Origin of the sequence: Arthrobacter sp. StoSoilB19 (assembly GCF_019977275.1) — a bacterium.
In the GTDB taxonomy this organism is placed as follows: Bacteria; Actinomycetota; Actinomycetes; order Actinomycetales; family Micrococcaceae; genus Arthrobacter.
In genome coordinates, this window is record NZ_AP024650.1 from 1,920,034 (window position 1) to 1,945,046 (window position 25,013).

The 25,013-nt window shown below is 62.7% G+C and carries 22 protein-coding genes; 3 read left to right on the forward strand and 19 right to left on the reverse strand.

From position 1 onward, the window contains the following. Nucleotides 1–103 precede the first annotated feature (103 nt). The 6 genes from LDO86_RS08800 to LDO86_RS08825 form a co-directional block, all read right to left on the reverse strand. The gene (locus LDO86_RS08800; protein WP_224084426.1) at nucleotides 104–910 is read right to left on the reverse strand and encodes a nuclease-related domain-containing protein; all 807 of its coding nucleotides are present in this window, start codon (nucleotides 908–910) and stop codon (nucleotides 104–106) included. 679 nt (nucleotides 911–1,589) lie between these two features. Continuing rightward, the gene (locus LDO86_RS08805) at nucleotides 1,590–1,943 is read right to left on the reverse strand and encodes a hypothetical protein (protein ID WP_346655924.1); all 354 of its coding nucleotides are present in this window, start codon (nucleotides 1,941–1,943) and stop codon (nucleotides 1,590–1,592) included. 137 nt (nucleotides 1,944–2,080) lie between these two features. Further along, on the reverse strand, nucleotides 2,081–2,923 hold the full coding sequence (gene catA, locus LDO86_RS08810) for a catechol 1,2-dioxygenase (protein WP_018771281.1): 843 nt from the start codon (nucleotides 2,921–2,923) through the stop codon (nucleotides 2,081–2,083). A 42-nt stretch (nucleotides 2,924–2,965) separates the two neighbouring features. After that, on the reverse strand, nucleotides 2,966–3,940 hold the full coding sequence (locus LDO86_RS08815) for an amidohydrolase family protein (RefSeq protein ID WP_018771282.1): 975 nt from the start codon (nucleotides 3,938–3,940) through the stop codon (nucleotides 2,966–2,968). Nucleotides 3,941–4,014: 74 nt separating this feature from the next. Beyond that, on the reverse strand, nucleotides 4,015–5,301 hold the full coding sequence (locus tag LDO86_RS08820; protein ID WP_018771283.1) for an FAD-dependent oxidoreductase: 1,287 nt from the start codon (nucleotides 5,299–5,301) through the stop codon (nucleotides 4,015–4,017). 38 nt (nucleotides 5,302–5,339) lie between these two features. Next, nucleotides 5,340–6,503, reverse strand: a complete 1,164-nt coding sequence (locus tag LDO86_RS08825) for an MFS transporter (RefSeq protein ID WP_018771284.1) — start codon at nucleotides 6,501–6,503, stop codon at nucleotides 5,340–5,342. Nucleotides 6,504–6,802: 299 nt separating this feature from the next. Here LDO86_RS08825 and LDO86_RS08830 point away from each other — a divergent pair, with 299 nt between their 5' ends. From LDO86_RS08830 to LDO86_RS08840, 3 genes are all read left to right on the forward strand, one after another. After that, a complete protein-coding gene (locus tag LDO86_RS08830) occupies nucleotides 6,803–7,678 on the forward strand; it encodes a LysR family transcriptional regulator (protein ID WP_018771286.1) in 876 nt (291 codons plus the stop codon). Between the two features lie 419 nt (nucleotides 7,679–8,097). Next, entirely contained in the window at nucleotides 8,098–8,304 is a 207-nt protein-coding gene (locus LDO86_RS08835; RefSeq protein WP_224084428.1) for a ribbon-helix-helix protein, CopG family, read from the forward strand. Next, entirely contained in the window at nucleotides 8,301–8,669 is a 369-nt protein-coding gene (locus LDO86_RS08840) for a type II toxin-antitoxin system death-on-curing family toxin (RefSeq protein ID WP_018771288.1), read from the forward strand. The genes LDO86_RS08835 and LDO86_RS08840 overlap by 4 nt, the downstream gene beginning before the upstream one ends. A 394-nt stretch (nucleotides 8,670–9,063) precedes the next feature. On the opposite strand, the gene LDO86_RS08845 is transcribed toward LDO86_RS08840, so the two are convergent. From LDO86_RS08845 to LDO86_RS08905, 13 genes are all read right to left on the reverse strand, one after another. After that, entirely contained in the window at nucleotides 9,064–9,966 is a 903-nt protein-coding gene (locus tag LDO86_RS08845; protein ID WP_018771289.1) for a carbohydrate ABC transporter permease, read from the reverse strand. Between the two features lie 8 nt (nucleotides 9,967–9,974). Then, a complete protein-coding gene (locus LDO86_RS08850) occupies nucleotides 9,975–10,904 on the reverse strand; it encodes a sugar ABC transporter permease (protein WP_018771290.1) in 930 nt (309 codons plus the stop codon). Next, nucleotides 10,901–12,361 carry an extracellular solute-binding protein gene (locus tag LDO86_RS08855; RefSeq protein WP_018771291.1) on the reverse strand — a complete coding sequence of 487 codons (1,461 nt, stop codon included), beginning with the start codon at nucleotides 12,359–12,361 and terminating at the stop codon, nucleotides 10,901–10,903. Before LDO86_RS08855 ends, LDO86_RS08850 begins: the two co-directional genes overlap by 4 nt. A 64-nt stretch (nucleotides 12,362–12,425) precedes the next feature. After that, the gene (locus LDO86_RS08860) at nucleotides 12,426–13,397 is read right to left on the reverse strand and encodes a PfkB family carbohydrate kinase (RefSeq protein WP_018771292.1); all 972 of its coding nucleotides are present in this window, start codon (nucleotides 13,395–13,397) and stop codon (nucleotides 12,426–12,428) included. 34 nt (nucleotides 13,398–13,431) lie between these two features. Continuing rightward, nucleotides 13,432–14,856 carry a glycoside hydrolase family 32 protein gene (locus LDO86_RS08865; protein WP_018771293.1) on the reverse strand — a complete coding sequence of 475 codons (1,425 nt, stop codon included), beginning with the start codon at nucleotides 14,854–14,856 and terminating at the stop codon, nucleotides 13,432–13,434. Between the two features lie 246 nt (nucleotides 14,857–15,102). Next, nucleotides 15,103–16,176, reverse strand: coding sequence for an ABC transporter ATP-binding protein (locus LDO86_RS08870; protein WP_018771294.1), 1,074 nt, complete (start codon nucleotides 16,174–16,176; stop codon nucleotides 15,103–15,105). After that, on the reverse strand, nucleotides 16,173–17,126 hold the full coding sequence (locus LDO86_RS08875) for an ABC transporter ATP-binding protein (RefSeq protein ID WP_018771295.1): 954 nt from the start codon (nucleotides 17,124–17,126) through the stop codon (nucleotides 16,173–16,175). Before LDO86_RS08875 ends, LDO86_RS08870 begins: the two co-directional genes overlap by 4 nt. Further along, the gene (locus LDO86_RS08880; RefSeq protein ID WP_018763807.1) at nucleotides 17,123–18,049 is read right to left on the reverse strand and encodes an ABC transporter permease; all 927 of its coding nucleotides are present in this window, start codon (nucleotides 18,047–18,049) and stop codon (nucleotides 17,123–17,125) included. The genes LDO86_RS08875 and LDO86_RS08880 overlap by 4 nt, the downstream gene beginning before the upstream one ends. A 32-nt stretch (nucleotides 18,050–18,081) precedes the next feature. Further along, nucleotides 18,082–19,059 carry an ABC transporter permease gene (locus LDO86_RS08885; RefSeq protein WP_224084429.1) on the reverse strand — a complete coding sequence of 326 codons (978 nt, stop codon included), beginning with the start codon at nucleotides 19,057–19,059 and terminating at the stop codon, nucleotides 18,082–18,084. Nucleotides 19,060–19,181: 122 nt separating this feature from the next. Continuing rightward, nucleotides 19,182–20,855 carry an ABC transporter substrate-binding protein gene (locus LDO86_RS08890; RefSeq protein WP_018771297.1) on the reverse strand — a complete coding sequence of 558 codons (1,674 nt, stop codon included), beginning with the start codon at nucleotides 20,853–20,855 and terminating at the stop codon, nucleotides 19,182–19,184. Nucleotides 20,856–20,934: 79 nt separating this feature from the next. Further along, the gene (locus LDO86_RS08895) at nucleotides 20,935–22,005 is read right to left on the reverse strand and encodes a LacI family DNA-binding transcriptional regulator (RefSeq protein WP_018771298.1); all 1,071 of its coding nucleotides are present in this window, start codon (nucleotides 22,003–22,005) and stop codon (nucleotides 20,935–20,937) included. A gap of 155 nt (nucleotides 22,006–22,160) precedes the next feature. Further along, nucleotides 22,161–23,159: an aldo/keto reductase family protein gene (locus LDO86_RS08900; protein WP_018771299.1), complete on the reverse strand. Its 999-nt coding sequence runs from the start codon at nucleotides 23,157–23,159 to the stop codon at nucleotides 22,161–22,163. Then, entirely contained in the window at nucleotides 23,159–24,667 is a 1,509-nt protein-coding gene (locus tag LDO86_RS08905; protein WP_018771300.1) for a glycoside hydrolase family 32 protein, read from the reverse strand. Before LDO86_RS08905 ends, LDO86_RS08900 begins: the two co-directional genes overlap by 1 nt. Nucleotides 24,668–25,013 lie beyond the last annotated feature (346 nt).

The following is a 25,013-nucleotide window of genomic DNA, read 5'->3' on the forward strand; positions in this document are numbered from 1 at the left end:
ACAAATATCAAAAAGCGTCCGCCACCAAATATGGCAGCGCTATGGCACCTACCTGTCCGGGCAGTAAGGAGGATGCCGGTGGCGGGCGCCGTCGACAAGGACGTCACGAGGATTTGAACCGCGAAGCTACCGACTCACGGACGGCAGCGACGTCGACGTCGCCGCCGGTGTCTTCTGTAAGCAGTTTCGCCAGCCTTTTCGGCCAGACAATGTGGATGCTACGTGTCGCGAAGGCACCCCCGATCAGCGGCCAGTCGGCATCAACGAAACACAGCGCCCCGGTGACCGGCACATCCCCGACGAGCTCGCGTATGTGTCCGACCTGTTTGAGTACGCCATCGATCAGTTTCGTGCAGTCCCGCCGGCCTACGAGGAGCTTCTCGACGCGTGGTCGGAGGATTCCGCCCTCGATTTTCAGCTCGGGTCGCCCCTTGTACCGCTTGGCGTCGATCACCCAAATTCCACCGCGAGTGATCGCGTTGTGGTCGATGTTCGCCTTCGAGCCAGGGATACGTCGGTCGTGAAGAACTGCGATGTCATCGGTGACCAGGGCATCTAGCCGGGCGCCCAGGCGTTCCTCACCGACCGCGCCTCGATCCCACGCTCTGGTGCTTGGCCGCTCGTCAGCGAGGGCCACTGCTATGCCACCGACACGGCCCCACTTCTCACGGAGCCTTGCCTCATCCTTGGCCTTGCGGCGCTCATATTCACGACGGGCGGACGACCCAGCCACTCCGGACTCATCAGAACGTCTTTCCACATCGGGAGGCATGGCGTTTGTAGCCTCGGTGGCGCACTCCAAGCAGCGGACGGTCTTGGTCTCGCTCTCATAGACCGCTTCTGTTCCCTGCGGAAGAGGCGACTCACACGCCCTGCAAACCCCCGCGTACCGAAGTCTCATCTTTTTCATGACGAGGCGGGGTAAATCACTGGAACGAATCGCCGAGTCAGCTTGTAGATCACGGCCGTCGGGCCGCAGATGCGCGTTGCCATGCCTCATTCTCACCCGCGGCAGGAACTTTTTCGGGGCAGGCCGCGCGTCCGCTCGGAAAGACATAGGAAACTGTCCCATTGAGTGATCCCCTTGTGGGCACCCAAAGCGCCAACAGCGCCGTGGAAGGCGGCCGTTATCGTCGAAAGTCAAATTTTTGGCACCCATGCCAGCAAGCCGAAAAGACTAGTCAGAAATGGTCGTTTTGGCGTCCCTTTACCTGGCTCCTCTTTTGGGGCATCAACTGTCTCCCACGTGTCTGGAAACTAAAGGTTCGCAATTTCAGCTGCAGGTGCCGCGGTTTCGCAATAGGCCTGCACATAGACTTCCTTCCATGCGCGTCGTCGACATCGCCTTCAACTACCTTCTCGACACCGCGCCTCCAGGAAAGGACCCGGATTCCCATAGTCCGTGGCTCAAGGCTGATCATCAGTTGCTCTGGACCAAGGAGCTATGCGAGGGACAGCTGTTCGAACTGGTGGTATCGGAAGATCCCAAGGTGCGTCGTAACAACTACCTGATGTTCGAGCAGACCCCCGAACAATGGTTCACATTCGGCAATGACGCCAACACGAACTCGTACACCAGGTGGGGAAGCCTAGGGCTTTGGTCGAGTTTTGCCAATCGCGTAGCATACGGCGATGTCAACAGATCCCTTGGCGACGTGGTTGTTAACTGTCCGGCCCAGTACCGCGTGAATCCGTTCCCGGTCCAGAACCTCGGTGCCCAAGTGCTGTGGAGCGAACACGTTGTCGATGATCGCCGTGATGGATTCCTGGGTCTCCCCGTAGGTGTAGGGGCGGGGAGGAGCGTCAGCGATTCCCACGACTCCGTCGTCAGTGTAGACGCGGATTAGGACGTGGTCGGCGATGGCGACCTCGCCACTGGCGAATTTCAAAGGGTGCGTGTAAGGGATCGCATACGGGATCGCTTCGATCCGCTCGATTTTCACGGGGGCGGTCCTTCCGGTCTCAGTCGAGGAGTGTGGCAGCGCAAGAGGGGGTCTGAATGCTGGGGACGGGGAACTTCCGTTGCGGGATCCAGGGACAGGTCCCGCAACGGCAGCTCGATGACCTTCGCTTCTGGTGGTTAGGAAGAGGGGTCCAGGATGAAGTTGTAGCTGGACTGCACTACCTGCCCGTTGGGGCCGGGCTGAATGTCCAGCATCAGCTCCGGCTTGGTCGCGGTGGCGATGTCGTCATCGTTGTGCGGGTCTCCGGGGAAGTAGAGCTGCGTGGTCAGAAGCTCGTGTCCGGGCGCGGAAACTTTCAGGTGCAGGTGGGCCGGACGCCAGGCGTGCCAGCCTGCTGCGTTGATGAGGCGGCCGCAGGCTCCGTCGGTTGGGATCTGGTACGGGGCAGGCTGGATCGTGTTGATCTGGAAGTTCCCCTCGTCATCGGTGATGAAGGTACCGCGCAGGTTCCACTCTGGGATGTTCGGTGCGAACTGGGAGTAGAAGCCGTCCTCGTCAGCGTGCCACAGCTGAATCTCCGCAAACGGCAACGGGCGGCCCTCGGTGCTGCGGACCTGGCCTTGGAAGAGCATTGGGGTGCCCTTCTCGTCGGGGCGCATGTCGATGGTTGCGGGGCTTTTGTGTTCCGGTGCGTTCGGTGCGTAGTAGGGCCCTTCGATGGATCCCTTGTTGCCGATGCGGTGGCTGGTCGCCACTTCCTCGACGGAGTGCTCAACCCAAACGTCCAGGAAGAGCGGCCATTCACCGTCCTCGCCGACCTGGATCAGCCACGCTTTCAGGGCGTTGTACTCGTCGTAGGTGACCCTTTCTTCCAGCACGAGGTCGTTCGCGGCTTTGATCAGCCGTCCGGCGAGCAGGGCCACACGCTCCTGGCTCGTGGCTGCACTGGTCTGCTTGTTCTCACGGAATCGTTGTGTTGCGTTGGCGCCGGAGGCGGCAGCGGTTGCTTGTGCGCTCATGTCTGGTGTTCCTAATACTTGATTGGCTAAAGGTTGAGTTCGCTAGAGCTTCAGGAGCTTCGCAGCGTTCGTGCGTGCGATCTTGGTCAGATCGTTTTCGTTGAGTTCGAGGTTGTCGAACCAGGTCGCAGCCTCATCCATGCGCTCGAACGGGTAGTCCGAGGAGAACAGCAGCCGGTCTGCCCCGATCTCCTGGATGGTGTTCAGCAGGGCAGGGGTGCGGAAGTTGCCGCTGGTCGTGAGGTGGAAGTTGTTGCGCAGGTAGTGTCCAAAGGTCTTTTCGATGGAGATGCCTCGGGGAGCGACGGCGACCCTGTGGTCGGTGCGCCAGATGTTGAAGGGCAGCAGTTCGCCCAGGTGGCCGAGGATGATTTGGATTCCTGGATGCTTGTCGAACAGTCCGCTGCCCATCAGCCGCAGCGCGTGGGTGCCGGTTTCGACGGAGAATGCCCAGGCGGACCCGTACAGCCACGGGTGTCCGTCGTACTGCGGGCTGCGTGAAGCCAGCGGGTCACGGGGGTGAAGGTAGAGGGGCACATCGAGTTCCTCGACCGTGGCCCAGAACTCGGCGTACCGCGCGTCGTCCAGGTACACCACCGTGTCCTCGGTACCGATCTGCGAATAGCCATTCACCAAGGCCCCGACAAGGCCCAGGTCAGTCACGGCGCGGCGCAGCTCCGCGACGGCGGCGTCGGGGTCCTGCATCGGAAGTGCTGCGAAGGAAGCGAATCGCTCCGGATTGTTTGAAACCTGTTTGGCGGCGTAATCGTTCAGTCGCTTCGACCAGTCCACGGCCTGCTCGGAATTGTGCAGCGACTGGATGCCGGGCGAAAGCAGCGACAGCACGGACTTTTCGATTCCGCACTTGTCCATCAGGCGAAGCCGGTCTTCGTGGATGTCGAGCAGCATGTCCCGGCGTGCGGGCCATGCGTCGGCGGTGAAGTGCTCCGCGGACTGCTCAACGATGTTGGGGTCGGTAGCACCGAAGTGCTCTTCAAGGGCGATCTTGGCAACCATGAATGTTCATTCCTTTGGCATAGGTGAAGGGCGGTGTGGCCGTAGGGCCAGACCGAGAAAGGGTTGGGAGTGGGCTAGGAGGCAGCCACGTCGAGGTGAGCTACCGAGCAAACGGGGAGCGGGAGTCGGGCATCCTGACGTTGGAGCTCTGCCTGCACCGTGTAGGTGTCGCAGAGCCTGTCCAAGGCGATGTGGGCGGCGGCGATCCCGGCCGCGTGACCGGTGGCGAACGCTGTGCCCATGACCCTTAGTGATGACCCGGCGGCCTGGTCTCCGTCGAGGACTCGGCCGGCGGCGAAGAGGTTGGTCCGGTTTACGCTCTTGAGGCAGTCCAGGGGAATGCCGAAGTAGCCCGGGTCGGCGATGAATTTCCATATCGAGGGGACTCCGGGGCCGGGGTGGTATTCCATTGGCCAGGCTCCAATGGCTACGGCGTCTTCGCGGGGTTCCGGGAGGAGGATGTCTTCTTCTGTGAGGCGCAGGGGTGCGACGATGTGTCGGGATTCCCGGGTGCCGAGCTCGGGTCCGGTGGAGACGATGTAGGCGTTCTCGCAGCCGGGCACAGTTTTGAGCGCTTGGAGGTATGCCTGGGCCTGCAGGCGGGCGTGGGCTTCTGCGCGGCTGGTGTCCGTGGCGCTACGGGCGTCGTAGCCCTCGTCCACCAGGTAGGTGATGATGTCTCCGGAGAGCGGGAGTCGGGCGACGAGTCCGGTTTCGGCGAGGAGGTTCGGCATGCCGGCAGCCTTGCTGGCAGTGACCGCTTTCTTCAGTGCGGCGCGTCCGGCATCGACGTCCAGGGGTATGCCGCCGAAGCGGACTCCGAGGGTGCCGTTTTGGACTTTGCCGTCCCGGCCATACCGCACTTCCGCCCCGCTGTGGTGAGCGAGGTCTGCATCTCCGGTAGCGTCGACGAACGCGGCGGCGGTGAAGTCGTGCAGTCCTTCGTGGTCTGCGACGTTCACCGCGGTGATCGACCCGTTGTCATCTGTCTCGGCACCCACGATGAGGGTGTGAAGCCGAACGTCGACACCGGCCTCGGCGCACAGCTCATCGAGGACGAATTTCACGTCTTCTGGCTCGAAGACGACCGTGACCGCGTTGTATTTCCGTGGTTCGCTGACAGCCCCCAGCCCGCGGAGTCTCGCGTAGACCTCTTCCATCACGCCGAACACGACCTGCCGCTGGTCTTCCTGGGTGAAGATCCCGGCATAGGTGACCACATTGCGGAGGGTTGCGGCGCCTCCCAGGCAGGGCCCCTTCTCAAGGAGCAGCGTGCGCGCGCCGGTACGACTGGCGCCGATGGCTGCAGCCACTCCTGCCGAGCCGCCGCCGGCGATAATGACGTCGTAATGGTTGTCCAAAGTCTTGCCTTTCAAGTGTTGCTTCAGGTGTAGAGGTGTTACCGGGCCGGCTCGGTGGCTGCCACCGGAACGTTCTTGCCACTGGTGGTGTTTGCCGGGCGGATTGCCAGCATGGGAATGACGGCGAGCAGGGGTCCTGCCGCCAGGGCGAGGAAGGCTAGCTGGAAGGAGGATGTGGCGCCGAAGATCATCCCGATGACCGTAGGGACAATCGTGCTGCCCAGCTGCCAGAAAGCATTGATGCCGCCTGCTGCGGATCCGGCGAGCTTTTCTCCGGCCAGGGTGGGGATCATGGCGAGCATGATGGGGCTGTAAATGTAGGCGGCGATGCCGAGCAGGGGTGCGATCCAAAGGAACTGCACGCTGTTGCTGGCCATGCTGAATGCGACCAGGGTGGCCGAGAATGCCAGCAGGATGATGATGGTGAGGTTCCGCCGGGTCATCTTGATCGCGTCGGAAACGAAACCGATGAGGGGCTTTGAAAAGATAGCGGCGGAGCCGAAGATCACGACGACAACGCCGGCCTGAACTGGGCTGATGCCGATCCCCTTGGTCATGAGGAGGTTTGACCAGGTGACGAACCCGTATGTGCCCCAGAGGGCGCCGAAACCGGCTAGACCGAGCATGAGGAGGTTCCTGTTGCGCAGCAGTGGCATGATCTGGGGGCGTGTCTTCTCTTGGGGTTCTGCTTGTCGTTTTCCGCCCCGCAGGAAGATTAGGCAGAGAACGCCGAGGCCGACGGAGATGAATCCGAACAGGTGGTAGGAAGTTCGCCAGCTCGACTGCTGGATCAGGGAAGGAACAACAGCATTAGCGATCACAAGGCCGAGAGAGGTTGCCGTCATAAAGATGCCCATAGCCGTGCCGCGCTTTTCCGGCCGGAACCAGTTGGCGATCAACCTGACGCCTCCGCCAAATTCCGCGCCTGCGAACAAGCCGACACAGGCTTGGAAGACGAGGCCCATGTCTTTCGATGTCGATTCGCCGAAGGCGAGCATGAAGGAACCGGAGAGCAATATGCTTAGTCCGACAATGAGCCGGCCGCCGAGCCAGTCGGCAAGAAAACCACCGAACAGGTTGGAAACGACGTAGCCGATGTAATAGGTGGTCGCGAACAAGCCCAACCCGGCAACGGCAACACCGAGGTCCTCGCCGACAAAGCCCGCGGCGGGTCCCCAGGTGGCTCGGTCTACGGAAGTCATGGTAAAGGCAGCCCAGGCCAAGGTTAGGATCACCCAACGGTATGGGGACTGGCGGATCGCAGGTAGCGAAGTCGTCATTGACTTTCTTTCTGTGAGGCAATTGACAAAGGGGGAAGGGGCGGGCTGCAGCGAGTCCCTGCTGTGACGGGGAGATCCGTTTCCATAACCACGGTGCTGGGTCTATGTCACACATCACAATATAGAAGCCCTTGATCACAGGTATCCAATACCCTTTTCCGCGAGGGGGCATACCCTGAAGTTATGGGGAATGGAAACCCTTACCGGCGAAAGGAAGCCAAATGGAACTTCGGCAGCTGCGCTACTTTGTGGCGGTCTTCAACCAGAAGTCGATCTCCAGGGCCGCTGAACAGTTACTCATTTCCCAGCCAGCCCTGACCAGGCAAATCCGCCTCCTAGAGCACGAATGCGGTACGCCCCTCTTCGAGCGGCTGCCCAAGGGCACCTTCCCGACTCCGGCTGGGGCGGCACTTCATAAACATGCTCTGACCATGCTTGCGATGGCAGGGTCCGCCAGAGAGGTAGCGCGCCAAGCCGGGCCAGTGAAGCAGCCTGTCGCTGTTGGGCTGGCGCCGGGTCTGCCTTTCGAGTGGGTGGACCGGCTTCTGGCGGCAGTAGCTGCACAAGCGCCCCTTGCTGAGCTGGAGTTGACGGACGGAGATACGACAAACCAGTTAAGGATGGTCCGGGAAGGACGCCTTGATATTGGTCTGGTTCATCAGGAGCCTTCACAGGACCTGGTCGGCGGCCATGTCCGGAAGGAGTTCTTCGGGCTCGCCTGCCGTCCCGGCCTACCGGCGATTGGCGACGAGACAAGCTGCCGGCTTGCCGATGTTCATGACCAACCAGTGCTGATTCATTCCAGGGAACAGTTCCCCCTCGGCCATGACCGATTGTTGGCAACCTCCCATGAGATGGGTGTGGCTCCAGCCTGGCGGATTGCCACATTCAACGAGCACGCCCGCGCCTGTGCGGACTCGACGTCGTCCGTTGCCGTAATGCTGACCGAAGCAAGCGCCAGCCGCCTCCTGCCCGATTGGCCATGGAAACAACTCGTGGACCCAGCCATGGCGCTTGAAACATGGCTGGTTCGCCAACCCGTCACGCGTGGAATCGTCGAAGAAGTCGCAGGCGTCATCCTTGCAACATTCCAATAGAGCCGGGGCTTTCTTTACAACGGACTTCTGAGGCGCACACACCCTCCGCCCCGGCCAGCGACAATCTCTCGATGGCTCATAACCCTTGGGAAACGAGACGTCTCAAGGGGCTAACAGTCGTCTGACCTGCACAGTCCCAGATTCCCTGCAGAATGTTGGACGCGCGATGGCAACGGCGATTCTCGTAACTATGTCTCATAGCTTCGTAGCCAAACTCTGGTAGTCATCCTTAGTTATGAGACAGGTGAGCCGGCGTCGGTTTGAGGGTGTTAGAACGAGGCCGGAAGGAAACACACTTTTAGTTTCAGCAGCGTAGCGCCTGAGTCTTCCAAGACACCGCGACCCTGCTCGGGTGAGTCTGGTCTAATTAGCGGCGCGCGCCCGGGCAAGGGAGGGTACCGGTTTGGTACCATGAAGGCATGGCTATGAATCTCCGCGTCCCCGAAGACCTCGATCGGCGGCTGGAGAAGTTGGCTGCCGAGGAACACACCTCCAAGTCGGCGCTTCTGTTGCAGGGTGCAGAGTTGGTTCTGCAGCGCCACGCGCGCCGACGTGAAATCAGCGCAGGTCTTGATTTTGTCACGAGTCATGACGCTGATCTGCTGAAGCGCCTTGAGGACGCGTGACAGCGTATCTGGACATTGAGGATGCACTTCAGGTAGTTGATCGGTATGGCTTCCATATCCGTGATGTCGGGTTGTTGGCCTCGGCATTGGCCAGGCCGGCGACGACTGTCATGGGCGCGGAAGCCTATCCGGAACTCGCGGTGAAGGCCGCTGCCTTGTTGGAGTTGGTAGCCCGGTTCCATCCGCTCGTTGATGGCAACAAGCGGACGGCGTGGACGCTCATGGTGCTGCTGCTGTGGATCAACGGTTATCGGCATGACTTCACCACGGATGAAGGCTTCGACCTCGTCGTCGGAGTCGCCGCGGGCACTGTCGACTTGCTGGACTCTGCCGCCGAGATTTCCAGGCATCTGGTGTCCCGGTAGTCCTCCAGCTCCCCCGAAAGGGGTGTGGACATTGTCCACACTTTTCGTCTCGTACTGGGCCAAATAGCCTTCGGACTGGCTCGGATTTCGAGTCCCACCTCGGGCACGGCATATCCCCTCGTCAGAGGGGCTTTTTGCTTTAACGTGTTCAGATATTTTGATTCTCGTGGCTCTGGTCCGCCTGCCGTGAGTGGGTTCTGAACCTTCCTCGTTCAGGTTATGTCGGGTGGGCCGTCGGTGGCCTACACCTATTCATTCGCCGGGGGAGCGGGGACGACATGACGGGCCCTTATCTTGATGCCGCGCCAGACGAGATGGGCGCGGGATCGTCTCGCCGTGCCGTCCCGAGATGATGCACCCCACTGCGTGGACGTGTTTCTTTCCTACAGCACCGCTACTTGCTGGCGCCCGCGGTGAGGCCTTCTCGCAGGGTTCGTTGGCCGAAGATGAAGACGACCAGAGCCGGCAGCATGGACAGGATCACGCCGGCGAGGACCACCGAGATGCTGCCGGTGCCGAGGTTGCCCTGGAGCGTGACCAGGCCGAGGGGAAGGGTGAAATTCTGTTCGCTGATGGTGAGGATCAGTGGCCGGAAGAACTCGTTCCAATGGAAGTTGAAGGCGAGGATCCCGACGATCGCCATGCCGGGGACCGCCAGGGGGACGTAGACCAAACGGAAGATCCGCCACGGCCCGGCACCGTCCAGGGCTGCTGCTTCGGCGAAGTCGTTCGGCAGACCAAGGAAGTACTGGCGCATCAGGAAGGTGCCGAATGCTGTGGGAATGGCCGGAAGGATCAGGGCCAGCAGGGTGTCGGACAGGCCCATTCCACGGATCAGCATGAACACCGGGACGATGGTGACCTGCACCGGGACCATCATGGTGGCCAGCACCAGCGAGAAGATGGCGTTCTTACCGCGGAAGTCCAGGCGGGCGAAGGCGTAGCCGGCCAGGGTGGCCGACGCCATCTGGCCAAGTGCGATCAGGCCGGTCACCAGGGCGCTGTTCAGGACCAGGAGGCCGACGTTGATCTGCTTGAACACTTCCTGGTAGGCCGTGAAGTCAGGGTTGATGGGCAGGAAGGAGGGCGGCAGGTTGAACGATTCCGACGGCGTGCGCAGCGAGGTGGACAAGGTCCACAGGACAGGGCCGAGGGTCAGCGCCGCTGCCACGGCCAAGGCTGCGTATCTGCCGGCAGTGCCGGCTGATGGCAAGCGGCGGGGCGTACGGGTGGCGGGCGGTTCGGCGGTGGAACCGGAAGGCAAGCCGGTCCCGGTGTGCAGGGTCTGGCTGGACATGGCGGACCTCACTGGTAGAAGACGAAGCGGCGGCTAAGGCGGAACTGCAGGGCGGTGACGGCAAGGATCAGCACGGTGAGTACCAGGCCGATGGCGGAGGCTTTGCCGAACTCCAGTTGCTGGAAGGCGGATTCGAAGATGACCATGACGGCGGTCCGGGTGGAGTCGCCGGGGCCGCCGTTGGTCAGGACATAGGGCTGGTCGAAGACCTGCAGGGCGCTGATGATGGCCATGACGGACGCCACGAGCACCGTGGGGCTGATCAGCGGAAGGGTCACGTTGCTGAACTGTTTCCAGCCCGTGGCACCATCCAGGTTCGCTGCTTCATGCAGTTCTTTCGGGATATTGGTGAGGGCGCCAAGGAAGAGCAGGAAAGAGAACCCGAAGTTCTGCCACACGTAGACCAGGACGACGACGGCGGCGGACGCCGCGGGGCTTGTCAGCCACGGCACAGCGGGGATCCCGACGAGTGACAGGAGCCAATTCACCACGCCGAATTGTTCGTTGAACATGTACCGCATGAAGATGGACACCGACGCGGCGGACAGGACCAGGGGAAAGAAGAAGGTGGAACGGAGGAATACCCTCAGCCAGGACGGCATCCTGGCCTGAAGCATGGAGGCCAGGCCAAGGGCGATGCCCAGTTGAAGGACTACCGCCACAATCACAAACCCGATGGTGTTCAGGAAGGACACGCGGACGGTGGGGTCCTGTGCCAGCGAGGCGAAATTGGCGAAACCGACGAACTGTGGTGCCGAAATGATGTCCCAGCGGAAGAAAGCCAGGACCAGCGAAGCAATGATCGGCAGGAAGGTGAAAAGGGCCATCCCGATCACCGTAGGAGCAAGGAAAATCCTTGCAAGCCGCCGCTCGACAAAGGACCGGCGCACGGCCGGTGGCTTCACTGTTGGCCGCGGGACGGTGGACGTGGTGGTCATGAATTCCTCCTCAGGGCCAGTTCGAGGTCACGTTGAAGGTTGCCCATCGCTGTCCGTACATCGGCGGAGCTGCCGCTGACCGCGGTGGAGACGTTCTTCATCAGGGCAGTTTCGACGGCCGCCTGCTGCGGTGGGGCGGGGATCGGACCGGAGGTGGGGAACCTGTCCAGGGTGTCGTAGAAGACTTTCCAGTGCCGCGGCCCGGTGGCGGCGTAGAAGGACTCGTTGACCATCGAACGGCGTGTGGGGGTGGTGTTCGGTTTGGGAATGGCCAGTTGCATCGCTTCGCGGCTGGAGCAGAACTTCACCCATTCCCAGGCCGCGTCCTTGTCTTTCGCAGTGCGCATGATCGCGTAGCCGGCAGCACCGAACTGGTGCCGCTGGGTCCGCCAGCGCGGGAAGAACTGCACGTCGAACTGATCGGCGGTCATCCCGGCCTCGTGCAGGCCCTGCGCCCAATAGCCACCGGCCGGCGTCGTGCCAATGCGGTTGTTGCCGAACAGGCCCACCAGGGCGTTGCCGCCCCCGGATTCGGGCCGCACGCCAAGCCCTTCGGCTACCAGTTCACGCAGATAGTCGAAGGTCTCGACCACCCGCCCGTCCTCGGCGTTGGGGGCCAGCCACTGGTACCCGCCGCCGCGGGTCCCACGGGCAGGATCGCTCGGGTAGAAGCGGTCCCAAAGCCAGTCCCCGCCGGGAGCCTTTGTTTCGGACAGGAAGCTGGTGTCATTGGCGTAAAGCCACGGGACAACCCCGCCGAAAAGCCGGTTGGTCCAGTAGTACGGGGTGAAGTCAGCCGGCCGGGCCTTGCGCAGGGCTCGCAGTGTGGCGCTGAAGTCGTCCTTGGTCCAGTCGTCCCTCGGCCGGTTAAGGCCGGCCTGCGCGAAGGTGGTGGTATTCAGGTACATGTTCGCCGCGTTCCAGTCCAGGGGAAGCTGGTACAGGCTTCCCTGGTACATGAAGGCTTCCAGCAGGCTCGGATGAACGTCGTTAAAGTAGTCGCTCATCGCCGCGGCGTCCCGGCGGACATATCCATCCAGAGGCTCGGCCAGCTTGTCGGCGAACAACTGGGCGCCTTCGGTGGCGACATAGACCACATCCGGGGGCGTGCCCGCGGCCACCATGGTCAGGATCTTGGAAAAGAAGTCCTTCCAGTCCGCACCCTGAATCGCCTGCAGCCGCACTGGGATGTCGGGATGGGCGGCGGTGAAAGCCTGGATCAGGCCCTGGCGTCCCGCCGCATCCGCTGCCGTTCCCAGAATGGCGATGTTCAGGGCCTTGCTGCTGCGGCCCGGAATGTCAGCGCCGGTAAGTCGGGGCCAGGCCCCCACAGTGGCCCCCGCCACGGCGAGCCCGCCCAGGCCCAGCATGGAACGCCGGGTGAGTTGCGCAAACCTGCTGCTGGACGGCAGCGAATGCGCAGGGGCTTGGTGCCCCGGTGTCTTTTCAGACGTCATTGTTGGCTCCTCCTAACAGGGTAAACGGCGTCCTTTACTTTTGTTGCCCGCAGGGTCGTTTTGTTTATGCCTGGTCGCATGCGAAAGCCCGTGGTACGGAGGCGTGTGCTTCGACAGCAGCTGTGAGTTCGTCAAGGGTGGGTGGGTTAGCCCCGGCGCGCTGCACGGTGATGGCCGCTGCTGCGGCTGCGGTGCGTCCCAGCTGCTCCATGACGGCGGGGGCAAAGCCCCCGGCGCCGCGGGTGAGCAGGCCCAGGATCAGTGCGGCCATGTAGGAGTCGCCGGCGCCGATGGTGTCCGCCACCGTCGCTTTGACGGCGGGAATGGTGATGCTCGCGGACGGCGAGGTGAATTGGGAGCCGGCAGCACCTTTGGTTACCACCGCCAGCTTGGCGCCGAGGCGGAGGATGTGCTCAGCGGCTTCTTCCAGTGTTTTCGCGGGGTAGAGCCACTGGGCGTCCTCGTCGCTGAGTTTAACGACGTCGGTCAGTGCGCCGATTGCTTCAAAGGTTGCCTTCGCTTCGGCGTGGCTGCCAAGCAGCGATGGCCTGATGTTCGGGTCGTAGGTGATGGTGCAATGCTTGTGGGCTTGTTCGAGCAGGGTTTTGACGGCACCGGCCCCGGGGTTGAGGAAGGTGGCGATGGAACCGGTGTGCAGGATTTTGGGGAAACAGGCAGGCGTTGCTGTTGGCAGCTGCCAGCGGATGTCGAAGTCGTATGCGGCGGATCCGTCGGGTCCGAGGGCTGCGGTCGCTGTTGCGGTGCGGGTGAGGGATTTTGATCCGGGCAGAAGTGTCACCCCGGCCCGGTGGAGGTGGTTCTCTATAGTTCTTCCCCGCTCATCGGGTGCAATGGCCGTGAGCAAGCCCGTGGTGACCCCCAGGAGACCGAGGCCATAGGCGACATTGGCGGGCGATCCGCCAGGATGCTCAACCTGGCTGTCCGGGGTGGTGACCACATCGATCAACGCTTCACCGACAACGACGGCGTCAAAAGGCTTTTGGGAGTCTGGGCAGGCTGCTTTGAGGTAATCCATGTTTGTCTCTCGGACAGTGTTGATGGGGGAGCGGCTAGGTCGTCGCGTTGATCTCGTTGATCGTCAGGTCACTGAAGGTGGCCGTTCCATCGTTGGCGTAGAGCCGGATGTTGTTGTCACCTTCCAGGGGAAACACGCGGTGTGAGTGCACCACCCGTCCGTCTCCGACGAACATTTCGACGCTGGTCCGGTCCACCAGGAGGCGGAGTGTGAGGCGCCCTGCCGAGGGATCGATAGGTGTCTGGCTTTCCCCGCCAGTGGGGTTGATGGTGGGCCGCCTGTTGACGTAGGCGAAGGGGCCGCGGAGGAATGCACCGGCCGCGACGTGCCGGCCCCCACCGGATGCACGGCAGAGCTCAAGGCCGATGTTGGACGGAGGGGCCGCCGGGTCCCATACGAGCTCACAGGTCAGGTCATAGGCCGGTGAACTGATATCGAGGTCTTGGGTTCCCGTGACCTTGACGTCCCCGAGGTGGTGGGTGCGTTTGATGTGGTTGGCCAGGCCGGTGGTGGGGGTTGAGGCGAGGTGGTAGCTTCCGCCTGCCTTCTTGAGCCGGATGTCGCGCACGATCATGTCATCACCGTTGTACGCGTCGGTCGCCAGGGTGGGAGTGTTGTGGGGGTAGTCCCAGAAGTTCGCCCAGCCAAGCGCCCTGCGCAGGGTGGCATCCTCCGCACCGGAGGAGTCGTGATGGGGGTAGGTCACTGCACCGTAGAAGTCATAGCCGTAGTCCAGCCATTCCGGCTCGGCATGGTCGGGAGTAAACGTGATTCCGTTGAAGGCTCCTGTCCAGTAGGCGTATGTTGCCGGCAGTCCACGGCCCTTGCCGTTGGCGCTGGTGCCCAGGACCCAGTGCGAAGTACCGTCGTCGGCGGTCATGCGGAAAAGGTCCGGGCACTCCAGCAACCCCAGGTCCGTCCGGACGAATTCGCCGACCCGCCGCCAGGAACGCAGGTTGGCAGATGTGTAGAAGCCGAGCTTCTGCCCTTCGGCGTTGACCATGAACCACTGCCCGCGGTCGGCGTCCCAGATGACTTTCGGGTCGCGGAAGTCCTGCACGCCTGGGTTTGGAAGTACCGGCGCCGTCCCACCAGGTTTGAACGAACGCCCACGGTCTGTTGAGTACCAGAGGTATTGCGCCTGGCGGCCCTGGGGTGCCTGGGTCACGAGGGCTATGACGGCGTTTTCACCGTAGCCGGCAGTGTTCCGTTCGTCGATGACAAGACAGCCTGACCAGCAGTCGCCGTTGTCGTTGCTGAACTTGGGGATGGCCACGCCACGGTCGCGGAAGGAGACGTGGTCGGTGGTGGTGGCACGGCGCCACGATGTGCCGCCGCCGCCCTGGAGGTAATCGGCGTTGTAGAGGTAGTAGTAGTGGTATTCGCCGTCAATGTAGATGGGCCGCTGGGGGTCGTTCTTCCAGTTGTCGGGGACGCTGAAGTGATAAGTCGGGCGCATACGGGTTGGTCCTTTGTAGGGCGGCTTGGCCGGTGCGTTGTCGCGGGCGTTCGGGGGTGCCGCTGCCGCTGATTGGGCGAATGGTGTTGCGAGTGCGAGCGATCCGGTGAGGGCAACGGCCCCGCTTCCGGTCAGGAGGGCACGCCGGGATACGGCGGGTGAATCTTTTATCAGTTACCCTTCGGCGGGCAGCGTCGGTGCTGCCAGTGCGTGAATGTTGATGTTTTGGACGTGGGAACGGGAACGTCAGTCTCCAGGCTCCGGTTCTGTCGCCAATGCATGGCCGCCGGCACCGGCGCGCGGGCGGTAGAGGTGGCAGCGGACCCAGTGGCGGTTGAGGGGGTCGCCCACCTGGTGCCGGACGGGTTCCTCGGATGAGCAGCGCTGCTCCGGGTCGTTCTCAAAGGCGCAGCCGGCGGAAGCCATGACGGCTTGCCGGAGATGGGCGCGGTGGATGGGGTCGTAGGATCCCGCCCGCGCCGGGTCGGGGACGGCTGAGACGAGCAATTGGGTGTAGGGGTGGGCCGGGTTGGCGAGCAGGTCCAGTGATTCACCTTCTTCCACGATTTCGCCGGCGAACATGACTGCCGTCCGGTCCGCCAGGTACCGGGCGGAGGCGAGGTCGTGGGTGATGTAGAGCATGGAAATGCCCTGCTCATCGCGCAGTTTCCGCATCAGGTTCAGCACGCCGATGCGGACTGAAACGTCCAGCATGGAAGTCGGCTCGTCGGCGAGGATGACGTTTGGCTCCACGGCCAGGGCTCGCGCGATCGCGACCCGTTGACGTTGCCCGCCGGAGAGCTCATGGGGGTAGGAGTCGAGCATGTCGGCTTGAAGCCCGACGGTGGTCATGAGCTCTTCTAGACGGCGCCTGGTCTGCTCTTCGGAACCGCGTTGGCGGGTGCCGCCTTTGCCGTGGACGGTGAGGGACCGGCGGAGGAAGTGCTCGATTCGGTGGGCGGGGTTCAGTGAGCCAAAGGGGTCCTGGAAGACCATTTGCAGCTGGGACCGGAACTCCCGTGAGGCCTGGAAACGGTCACGTTTGAGGACGTCGACGCCGTCGACCAGGATGGCCCCTTCGCTGGGTTTTTCGAGCCGGGCGACACAGCGGGCCAGGGTGCTCTTGCCTGAGCCCGATTCGCCGACCAGTGCCACGATTTCTCCACGGCCGATGGTCAGGTCGACGCGGTGGAGCGCCCGGACCGCCTGGCTGGAGAACAGGCCGCCGATGTGGAAGGACTTACCCAGTCCGCGCACCTCCAGGGCCGGCGTCAGGGTCGAAACATCCGGCCGTGTCGGGGAGTGGACGGCGTGGCTCATTGTGCTGCTCCTTCAAGGACGGCGGCTTCGGCGTCGGCATCAAACGGTGCCACGAAGTGGCCGGGCGCAATTTCGGCGAGGTCCGGGATGTTCCGGAACTTCACGCCTTCGGGCAGGCCCTTAAGCGGGATCCGCGGGCCGGTGAGCGGCGGGAACGCGCCCATGAGGGCTTGGGTGTAGGGGTGCCCTGGGGCGGTGTAGATGTCGTGCGCTTTGGCGGTCTCTACGATCCGGCCGCCGTACATGACGGCCATCCGGTGGGAGAGTTCCACCATCAAGGACATGTCGTGCGTGATGAAGAGGACGGAGAAGCCCAGTTCGCGCTGGAGATCCTTGATCTGGGCCATGATCTCCTGTTGCACCACCACGTCCAGTGCGGTGGTGGGCTCGTCAAGGATCAGCAGTGACGGCTTCAGGGCCACAGCCATGGCGATGACGGCGCGTTGCCGCATGCCGCCGGAGAGTTGATGCGGGTACGACTTGAGGCGAGCGGGGTCCATTCTGACCAGTTCCAGCAGCTGTGCGGCGCGTCGAAGGGATTCTTTGCGCGAGTAGCCGGCGTGGGTGGTGAAGATGTCTGCCATCTGTTCCCCGACGGCGAGCACGGGGTTCAGCGAGTTCATGGCGGACTGGAACACCATGGCGACGTCCTGCCAGCGGAAACGGCGCAGCTCGTCCTGGTTCATGGCGAGCACGTCCTTGCCGCCGAAGGAGATGCTGCCGGCGGCGATCTTCGCCGGGTCCTTGAGCAGCCGCATGATGGAGTTGGCGATGGTTGATTTTCCGCAACCGGATTCGCCGGCCAGCCCGAACACCTCGCCGGCGCCGATGTTGAAGGAGACGTCGTTCACAGCCGTGGTCGAGCGGGAGTCGCCGATGTACTTGACGGTGAGGTTCTTGACGTCGAGGACCGGTTCATGGGAGCCGAAGGAGGTTTGGGAGACGGTCACTGTGCGGCGCCCCTTTCGGTGGTGGCGGGTTTGCGGATCTTCCGCAGGCGGGGGTTGGTTACTTCGTCAACGGCGTAGTTGATGAGGGCCAGGGCGAACGCGACCAGTGCGATGCAGAGGCCGGAGGGGATGAAGACCCACCAGCTTCCAGTGAGCAGGGCGCCTTCGTTTCCGGCCCAGAAGAGGTTGTTGCCCCAGGAGACGGTGCTGACGTCGCCCAGTCCAAGGAATTCGAGGCCCGCCTGGGCCCCGATGCCGTAGATGACGCAGGCGAGCAGCGTTCCCATCACGATCGATGCCATGTTCGGCAGGATTTCGCGGAACATGATGCGGCCGGCGCGCTCTCCGGAGACGACCGCGGCAGCGACGAAGTCCTTGGATCGGATGGACAGGGCCTGTGCCCGGAGTACGCGCGCTGATCCGGCCCATCCCGTGACGGTGAGGACCAGGATGACCGTGCCCAGGCCTGGGGGCAGGAAGGCGGCCAGGATCACAAGCAGCGGCAGGCCGGGAAGGAGGAGGAAGACGTTGGTCAGCAGCGACAGTGCTTCGTCGATGAATTTGCCGAAATAGGCTGATGCCAGGCCGACGAGGATTCCGATGAAAGTGGATGCGAACCCGACGGTAAGCCCTACGAGCAGGGAGCTTCGGGCGCCGTGGATGGTCAGGGCGAGCACGTCCTGGCCCTTGGCGGTGGTTCCGAGCCAGTGTTCGCTGTCTGGTTCCAGTGAGGCCATCCCGGTGATCCGGGAGGGGTCGTCCGGGAACAGTACCGGCGCGGCCAGGGCCAGGACGATGAAGACGAGCATAATGGCCATGCCGGTCATGGCCTTCTTGTTGGTGATGAGTCCGTGGATGAAACCGCGGTTGGTTTTGCGGGCAGCTTTTGCTTCAGTTGGCTGCTGGAGGATAACGCTGGTCATGGTCGGTCCCTTGGTTACTGGGTACGCACTGCTCAGTTGCTGCGCACGCGGGGGTCGAGGCGGACGTAGAGGATGTCCACCAGGAAGTTCGCCAGCAGCACGGCGGCGGTGATGGTCAGGAACAGGCCCTGCATAAGCGGGTAGTCGAGGCCTTGGACGGCGTTGAGGAGCTGGTAGCCGACGCCGGGGTAGGCGAAGACGACCTCGGTCAGGAGGGCGCCGCCGACGACGAAGCCCAGGCCCATGCCGAAGCTGGTCACCGAGGGCAGCATCGCGTTCCGGGCTGCGTAGCGGAGCATGATCCGTCCGGGGCGCAGGCCTTTGGCTTCGGCCATTGTGATGTAGTCCTCGGAGTTCGTGGCAATCATGGTGTTCCGCATGCCCAACATCCAGCCACCGATGGAGACCAGCACGATGGTCAGCGCCGGTAGCACGAGGTGGGCGCCGACGTCACCGATGAACTCGGCAGTGAACGCCGGCTCCAGGCCGTCGGTGAACGCGTGGCGGATGGGGAACCAGCCGAGCACGACGCCGAACAGGTACAGGGCGCCCATTGCCAGCCAGAAGTAGGGGAACGATCCGATAAAGACCAGCACGGGGGGCAGAGCCGAGTCGAGGGCGCTGCCGCGGCGCCAGGCTGCCAGGATGCCCAGCAGGTTGCCCACGACGGCGGCAATCACCAGCGCGGTCCCGCCAAGCAGGAGGGTCCAGCCGATTTGGGATGAGATGACTTCGGTGACGGGGGTGGGGAAGCGTGTAATCGATATCCCCATCTGTCCGGTGAGGATGTTCTGGAGGTAGCCGGCGTACTGCTCCCAGATGGGCCGGTCGTCCACGCCAAGCAGCTTGCGCAGGGCTTCGAGCTGTTCGGGCTGCATTCTGTCCAGGGAGCGGGCAAACATGCGTGATACGGGGTCCCCGGGCATGAAGCGGGGGAGCAGGAAATTCAGGGTAATGGATGCCCAGAAGGCGATCAGGTAGAAACCCAGTCGGCGCAGGATGAAGCGCACGGTTTCCCTCCAATTCGGGAGTGGTCAAGATTGTGGGTACGCCCGACGGCCGGCTGATGGCATGAGCCAGGCCGTCGGGCGTGTGATGCCTTGAGGGCCAGATGGGCCTCAGGGGCGGGGGACTACTTGCGCGGTTCCAGGCTGGTCAGCACCAGAACCGTGGAGGGTGCGCGGACAGAGAGGGTGGCGTACGGGTTGTCCTGGGTGGGCCAGCCGGTGAAGCGGGTGTCGTTGTACGCACCCCATTCCGGGCCGGAGAACAGCGGCACCAGTGGTGCGACGTCGTTGTATTCTTCCTGCAGCTTGTTGGCAATATCTTTTTGCTTGGACTGGTCCGTGGCTGCGGCGAAGTCGCTCAGCAGGGCATCGGCTTTGGGGTCGCCGAAACGGTGGTAGTTGTCGGAGGCCTTAGTGCCCACCGGCTTCACCGATGCAGTGCCCATGGTGGTGTTGAAGTACTTGTAAGGGCTGGGATCGTTGGCGCTCCAGACGATGCCGGAGTCGAAGTCACCCTTTTCGTACCCTGCCACGACGGCAGCCCAGTCCGGGGAGTCCACCTTCGCGGTCACGCCGACCTCCGCCAGGTTCTGGGAGATCACGTTGGCCACGGAGAGCCAGTCGGACGAGGTAGCACCCACGGAAATCTTGAACTCGAACGGTTTGCCGTCCTTGAGCGTGCGCTTGCCGTCGGCGCCCTTGGGGTAGCCCGCCTTGTCCAGCAGGTCGTTTGCCTGCTGGACGTCGTGCTTGGTCCACGTGCAGGTGTCCTTGACCTGGGTGTTCTTCCAGGTCTCGTAGTTGCCGGAGAGGCCGGTGCAGTCGGCCGGCTGCGCGTAGCCGCTCATGCCGATCTTGGTGACCTGGTCCCGGTCCACGGCCATGCTCAGCGCCTTGCGGACATCAACATCGTTGAAGGGCGCCTTGGTGGTGTTGAGCTGCCAGTTGATCATGGCACCGGTCGGAGGGAACCAGTAGTGCCGGTGGTCCTTGTCCTTCGAGACGAAGGTCTTTTCGATATTCGGGATGTACTGGGGCGCCCAGTCCACGTCGCCGTTGGCGGCGGCGAGGTTGGCGCCGTCGTTCCCCGCGAACGCGAGCATTTTGATGCCGGCAATCTTCTGCTTATCCGGCTGCCAGTAGTTGGGGTTCTTCTTCAGCACGAAGGACTGCGCCTGGAAGTTGTCCACCTCGGTGTACGGTCCGGTGCCGACCGGTTTGGCGTTGGCATCCTTTTCCGGATCGGCCAGTGCGGACCAGATGTGCTTGGGCAGAATGCTGAGCTGGCCGACGTCGGACAGGGCGGGGGACCAGGGCTTGTTGAAGTTGAAGGTGACCTTGTTGCCTTGGGCCGTGACGCCGTCGAGGTACTCGTAGCCGCCCTTAAGCTTCTTCTGAAGCTCGAAGGTGTACGCGACGTCGTCGGCAACGAAGGGCTGGCCGTCGGACCACTTCACCCCGTCACGCAGGGTGAAGGTGATGGACTTTCCGTCGTCCGCGGCCTTCCAGTCGGTGGCCAGCCACGGCACCGTATTCCCCTTGGCCGGGTTGAAGACCAGGAGGGACTCGTAAATGGACTGCTGGACCATGGGGTTGACGGTCGGCGCGAACGGGTTGAAGTTCTGCACGAACGTTCCCATGTCTTCACGGGGAATGGTGAGGAATGCGCTGGCGTTGGCCGCGGCGTCGGTGCCGCCGGACTTGTTGCCGGTGGCGGCGCAGCCGGTCAGCAGCATCGCGCCTACCGCCAGTCCGGCCGCGGCAATGCGGGCGGACTTGAGGAACTTGGTTTGTGTCATGATGGGGTTATCTCTTCCTGTCTTCATCAGCAAGGTGAAGGGTGGGTTGGGGTTTTGCTCTTCGACGTTGGTTTCGCGGTCAGACCGAAGAGCGTTCTAACAGCGGACAGTCGACCAACTGCTGATTGGCAGTGATCGGCTGTCCGGCTGTAAGGGCGGCGAGCGTCTGGACTCCCAGAGCGCCCATCTTTTCGAACGGCAACGCAACAGTAGTCAGCTTGGGCCTGAGGTAGGCCGCGATGAGTTCCTGGTTGTCGAAGCCGATCACGGCGATGTCACCGGGGATGGCCAGGCCACGTTCCTTGATGGCGTCGTAAGCCCCCATGGCCATACGGTCATTGAGGCAAAACAGTGCGGTGGGCCTTTCCTTGGCCGGGTACCGGTCAAGGATCTGACACGCAGCGTCGTAGCCGCCGTCTGCCGTCGCATATCCGGCCGTCACCAGCTCCGGATCAAGCTCCAGGCCGGCGTCGGCCAAGGCCTCCCGGACGCCCTGCAAACGCCCAACAGCTGCCGGGATGCGCGGGTCCAGGTTGATCACACCGATTTTGGTGTGGCCGGCCATGAGGAGGCGTTCGACGGCGACCCGTCCGCCCGCGCGTTCGTCAGGGACGATTGAGGGCAGCTTCCCGTCCAGGTCGAAGCAGTTGACGAGCACCGTGGGTACTTCGTGTGCGCTGCGGGGCACGTGGACGCCGCGGTGGTGTGTTGCGGCGTACAGCAGGCCTTCCACCCGCTGCTCCAGCAGCTTCTCCACAGCGGCATCCTCCCTCCCCTGGTCGGGGCCAGCCGCATCACCCTGTTCCGACGGGGCGATCAGGAGAAACCGGCCATCACTCCAGGCCTGGTCCTGGGCACCCTTGATGATGTCCACGGCGAAGGGGGCGGTGACGATCTCGGTGACGATCCCGTACCAATCGCTGCGCTGGGATGCCAGCGCCCTGGCCCCGGCATTTGGACGGTAGCCCAAAGCCTGAACCGCGTCAGCGATGCGGACCCGGGTCTCCTCTGAGATGCTGGCGTCTTCACGGTTGTTCAGCACGAATGAAACAGCTGTCCGGGATACTCCGGCATGCTTGGCTACGTCATTCATGGTGACGCCACGCTGCCGGGCAGTGCCGGGTTTGTTGGGTGAGGTGGTCTTCGCCATTGAATGCTCCAGAGGTCTTCATTGAGCTGGGGTTGCCCGTGCTAATACGGAAGTAATTGGGTGAATCTATGTATAGTAACTCGCGTTACTTTTGGCTGTGATCTAAGTTACCCGCGTTACTAACCGGTGTCAAGACGTTTCTTCAGCCGCTGCTGTTAGGGGCGATTCTTGAAGGACTCGACCTTCCCGGGGTCTCTTTCAATGACGGGGCCGAGGATGTCATCGATCCTCAGGAGCATTTCCTGGTCGAGTTTGACTCCTGCGGCCCGGACATTGTCAACGAGCTGCTCGGGCCGGGATGCTCCCACGATGGCTGCCGAGACGTTGGGGTTTTGCAGTACCCATGCGACCGCGAAGGCTGCCATGGACAGTCCGGTCTCTTCGGCCAGGGGCTTCAGTTCCTGGACGCGGGTGAGGATGTCCTCGTTGAGAAAGCGGTGGTCATTCTTCAGTTCGCCGTTGTCGCCTCGGAAGCGGGAGCCGTGTGGGGGCGCCGCGCCGGGGGTGTACTTGCCGGTGAGGACTCCCTGGGCGAGCGGGGACCAGCAGATCTGGCCAATGCCCAGTTCTTCGCTCAGGGGAACGATCTCCTGCTCGATGACGCGCCACAGCATGGAATACTGCGGCTGGTTGGAGATGAGCTGGACCCCAAGGTCCTTGGCGAGGGCAACACCGGCTCGTATCTCGTCCGTCGTCCACTCTGACACCCCTATATAGTGTGCTTTCCCCGCCCGGACAATATCGGCAAAAGCCTGCATGGTCTCTTCCAGCGGAGTCTCGTAGTCATACCTGTGCGCCTGGTACAGGTCGACGTAGTCAGTCTGGAGCCGGCGCAGCGAGGAGTTAATGGACTCCATGACGTGTTTGCGGGACAGGCCGCGGTCGTTCCGGCCGTCCCCGGTGGGGAAGTAGGCCTTGGTAAAGATCTCCACGCTCTCACGGCGTGTTCCCTTGAGCGCCACACCCAAAGCTTCCTCCGCCCGGGTTCCGGCATAGGCATCGGCAGTGTCGAAGGTGGTGATGCCCAACTCCAGTGCCTGTTTGACGCATTCCGTCGCAGCGGCCTGGTCAATCTGCTCGCCGTGGGTGACCCAGTTTCCGTAGGCGATTTCACTGATGTACAGGCCGGAGGTTCCCAGTTTGCGGTATTCCATTAGGCATCAGCCTTTTCGAAGTTGGTGAGTTGGAGCACTGCGTCGGCTGTGCCGCCGGTGGAGTAGAGAGTGAGGGAAGTTTGGGCTGGATCCGGGAAGATCAGTTCGGTCACCGAGACGAGCCCATCGTTCGCGAAGACCTCCACGGAGCAGTGGTCGACAAAGATCTGCAGGGTGTAGTTGCCGTCCTTGGCTGCGGCAATGGGGGCGCGGCTGGTAGAGGGGAAGGCTTCGTGGAAGTCGGTGTCGCCGGAGTGGGTGCGGTCCACGATCAGGTCGCCGCTGCCGGGGTGGATCCCGATCCGTGTCCCGACCGTGCCGTCCGCTGGCCCTCTGACCACGACGCCGAATTCCTCGGCGTCCCCAGGGGAAAAGGTGATGTCAATAAGCTGTACTGCTGTGCCGCCCTCAACAGTTGCGGGGCCGTTCAGTGCCAGCCGCTGCTCGGGACCGGGTGTCGAAGTTGCCCTCACTTCCGGTACGGGGTGCTGCAGGAGCCGGGGTTGCCCGTTCACGGAAACGAGGGACACGTCCCGGACCAGGCTCATGGGGCTGCGCCAGGGCGAGGTGGGGATGTGGTTGGCATACTGCCAGTTGTTCATCCAGCCGATCATCAGCCGCCGGCCATCCGGGACGTTGCTGAACGAGACCGCGGCGTAGTAGTCCCGGCCCCAGTCCAGCCACTGGTAGTCGGGTACGCGCTCAGGGTCCTGCATCCCCTCGGTGAGGGTTGTCTCGGAGCTGAACGTGACGCCGTCGAACTCTCCCACAAAGTACTGCCCTGCGGACCCGCCGTTGGGGCCGCCGGGGTTCATGTTCACCGTCAGGACCCATTTCATGGCTGAGGAGTCACCGTCCAGGGGCAGCTCAAAGAGGTCCGGGCATTCCCAGATCCCGCCGGTGGCGTTGGCCGGGCCGAAGGTGCTGAGATATTCCCAGATCTTGAGGTCCTGTGAGCGGTAGAGCAGGACGGTGAAATCATGGGCTTCCACCGCCACCATGACCCAATAGCTGCCCGAAGGGCCGTCGTAGCGGAAGACTTTGGGGTCCCGGAATTCCGGCGAGTTTCGGGTCAGGACCGGGTTGCCGGCGTACTTCGTCCAGGAGTATCCGCCGTCCGTGCTCCACGCGAGGGACTGCGCCTGCGTGCCCTCGTGGAGGGAGCCCGGCTTGTACGCGCTGGTGTAGATGGCCACTAGGGGAGCCTTACCGTCCGCGCCGAATCCGCTGGTGTTTTCGGCGTCCACCACAATGCTGCCGGAGTAGATTTCCTCGACGTCATCGCAGGGAATCGCTACCGGTTGCTCCGTCCAGCTGACCAGGTCAGTAGAAGTCGCATGGCCCCAGGACATGTTGGCGTGGACGTTTCCGAAGGGGTTGTTCTGGTAGTACAGGTGGTAGGTGCCCTCGTGGAAGACAAGCCCGTTCGGATCGTTGAGCCACGTGTCTTTGGCGGCGAAGTGCGTTGCCGGCCTGTAGGTCTCAACGGTGGTGGTAACGCTGTTCATTCTTCTCTTTTCATGGCTGGCTGAGGTCCTCGGACCTGTGGAGCGGGCGTGTGTTGGCGTAAAGGGGCCACTGCGAAATCAGCTGGCTGCAATTGCAGGAGTCGGGGTGCTCTCAGGTTCATCGCGTGGGGTGAGCGCCTGGCGAAGCAATGCCTGAGTAGTTCCGTGCCCGGCTTTGGGAGGCGGTGTCCGCCATTGGATGCTCCAGAAGTCTTCGTTGAACTGGACGTTGGCTGCTAGTGGTTTGCGCTTATCAGTAGTAACTCGCGTTACCTTGTTGCGTGATCTAAGTTACCCGCGTTAGTTGGGTGGTGTCAAAGGTTTTTTAACTCGTCCGCCGTCGCCC

Excerpts from the sequence above, each read along its gene's own strand:
- LDO86_RS08800 (WP_224084426.1), bottom strand. The coding sequence starts at position 910 with ATGAAAAAGATGAGACTTCGGTACGCGGGGGTTTGCAGGGCGTGTGAG.
- catA (WP_018771281.1), bottom strand. The coding sequence starts at position 2,923 with ATGAGCGCACAAGCAACCGCTGCCGCCTCCGGCGCCAACGCAACACAA.
- LDO86_RS08815 (WP_018771282.1), bottom strand. The coding sequence starts at position 3,940 with ATGGTTGCCAAGATCGCCCTTGAAGAGCACTTCGGTGCTACCGACCCC.
- LDO86_RS08825 (WP_018771284.1), bottom strand. The coding sequence starts at position 6,503 with ATGACTTCCGTAGACCGAGCCACCTGGGGACCCGCCGCGGGCTTTGTC.
- LDO86_RS08830 (WP_018771286.1), top strand. The coding sequence starts at position 6,803 with ATGGAACTTCGGCAGCTGCGCTACTTTGTGGCGGTCTTCAACCAGAAG.
- LDO86_RS08835 (WP_224084428.1), top strand. The coding sequence starts at position 8,098 with ATGGCTATGAATCTCCGCGTCCCCGAAGACCTCGATCGGCGGCTGGAG.
- LDO86_RS08845 (WP_018771289.1), bottom strand. The coding sequence starts at position 9,966 with ATGTCCAGCCAGACCCTGCACACCGGGACCGGCTTGCCTTCCGGTTCC.
- LDO86_RS08850 (WP_018771290.1), bottom strand. The coding sequence starts at position 10,904 with ATGACCACCACGTCCACCGTCCCGCGGCCAACAGTGAAGCCACCGGCC.
- LDO86_RS08855 (WP_018771291.1), bottom strand. The coding sequence starts at position 12,361 with ATGACGTCTGAAAAGACACCGGGGCACCAAGCCCCTGCGCATTCGCTG.
- LDO86_RS08860 (WP_018771292.1), bottom strand. The coding sequence starts at position 13,397 with ATGGATTACCTCAAAGCAGCCTGCCCAGACTCCCAAAAGCCTTTTGAC.
- LDO86_RS08865 (WP_018771293.1), bottom strand. The coding sequence starts at position 14,856 with ATGCGCCCGACTTATCACTTCAGCGTCCCCGACAACTGGAAGAACGAC.
- LDO86_RS08870 (WP_018771294.1), bottom strand. The coding sequence starts at position 16,176 with ATGAGCCACGCCGTCCACTCCCCGACACGGCCGGATGTTTCGACCCTG.
- LDO86_RS08880 (WP_018763807.1), bottom strand. The coding sequence starts at position 18,049 with ATGACCAGCGTTATCCTCCAGCAGCCAACTGAAGCAAAAGCTGCCCGC.
- LDO86_RS08890 (WP_018771297.1), bottom strand. The coding sequence starts at position 20,855 with ATGACACAAACCAAGTTCCTCAAGTCCGCCCGCATTGCCGCGGCCGGA.
- LDO86_RS08895 (WP_018771298.1), bottom strand. The coding sequence starts at position 22,005 with ATGGCGAAGACCACCTCACCCAACAAACCCGGCACTGCCCGGCAGCGT.
- LDO86_RS08900 (WP_018771299.1), bottom strand. The coding sequence starts at position 23,159 with ATGGAATACCGCAAACTGGGAACCTCCGGCCTGTACATCAGTGAAATC.
- LDO86_RS08905 (WP_018771300.1), bottom strand. The coding sequence starts at position 24,667 with ATGAACAGCGTTACCACCACCGTTGAGACCTACAGGCCGGCAACGCAC.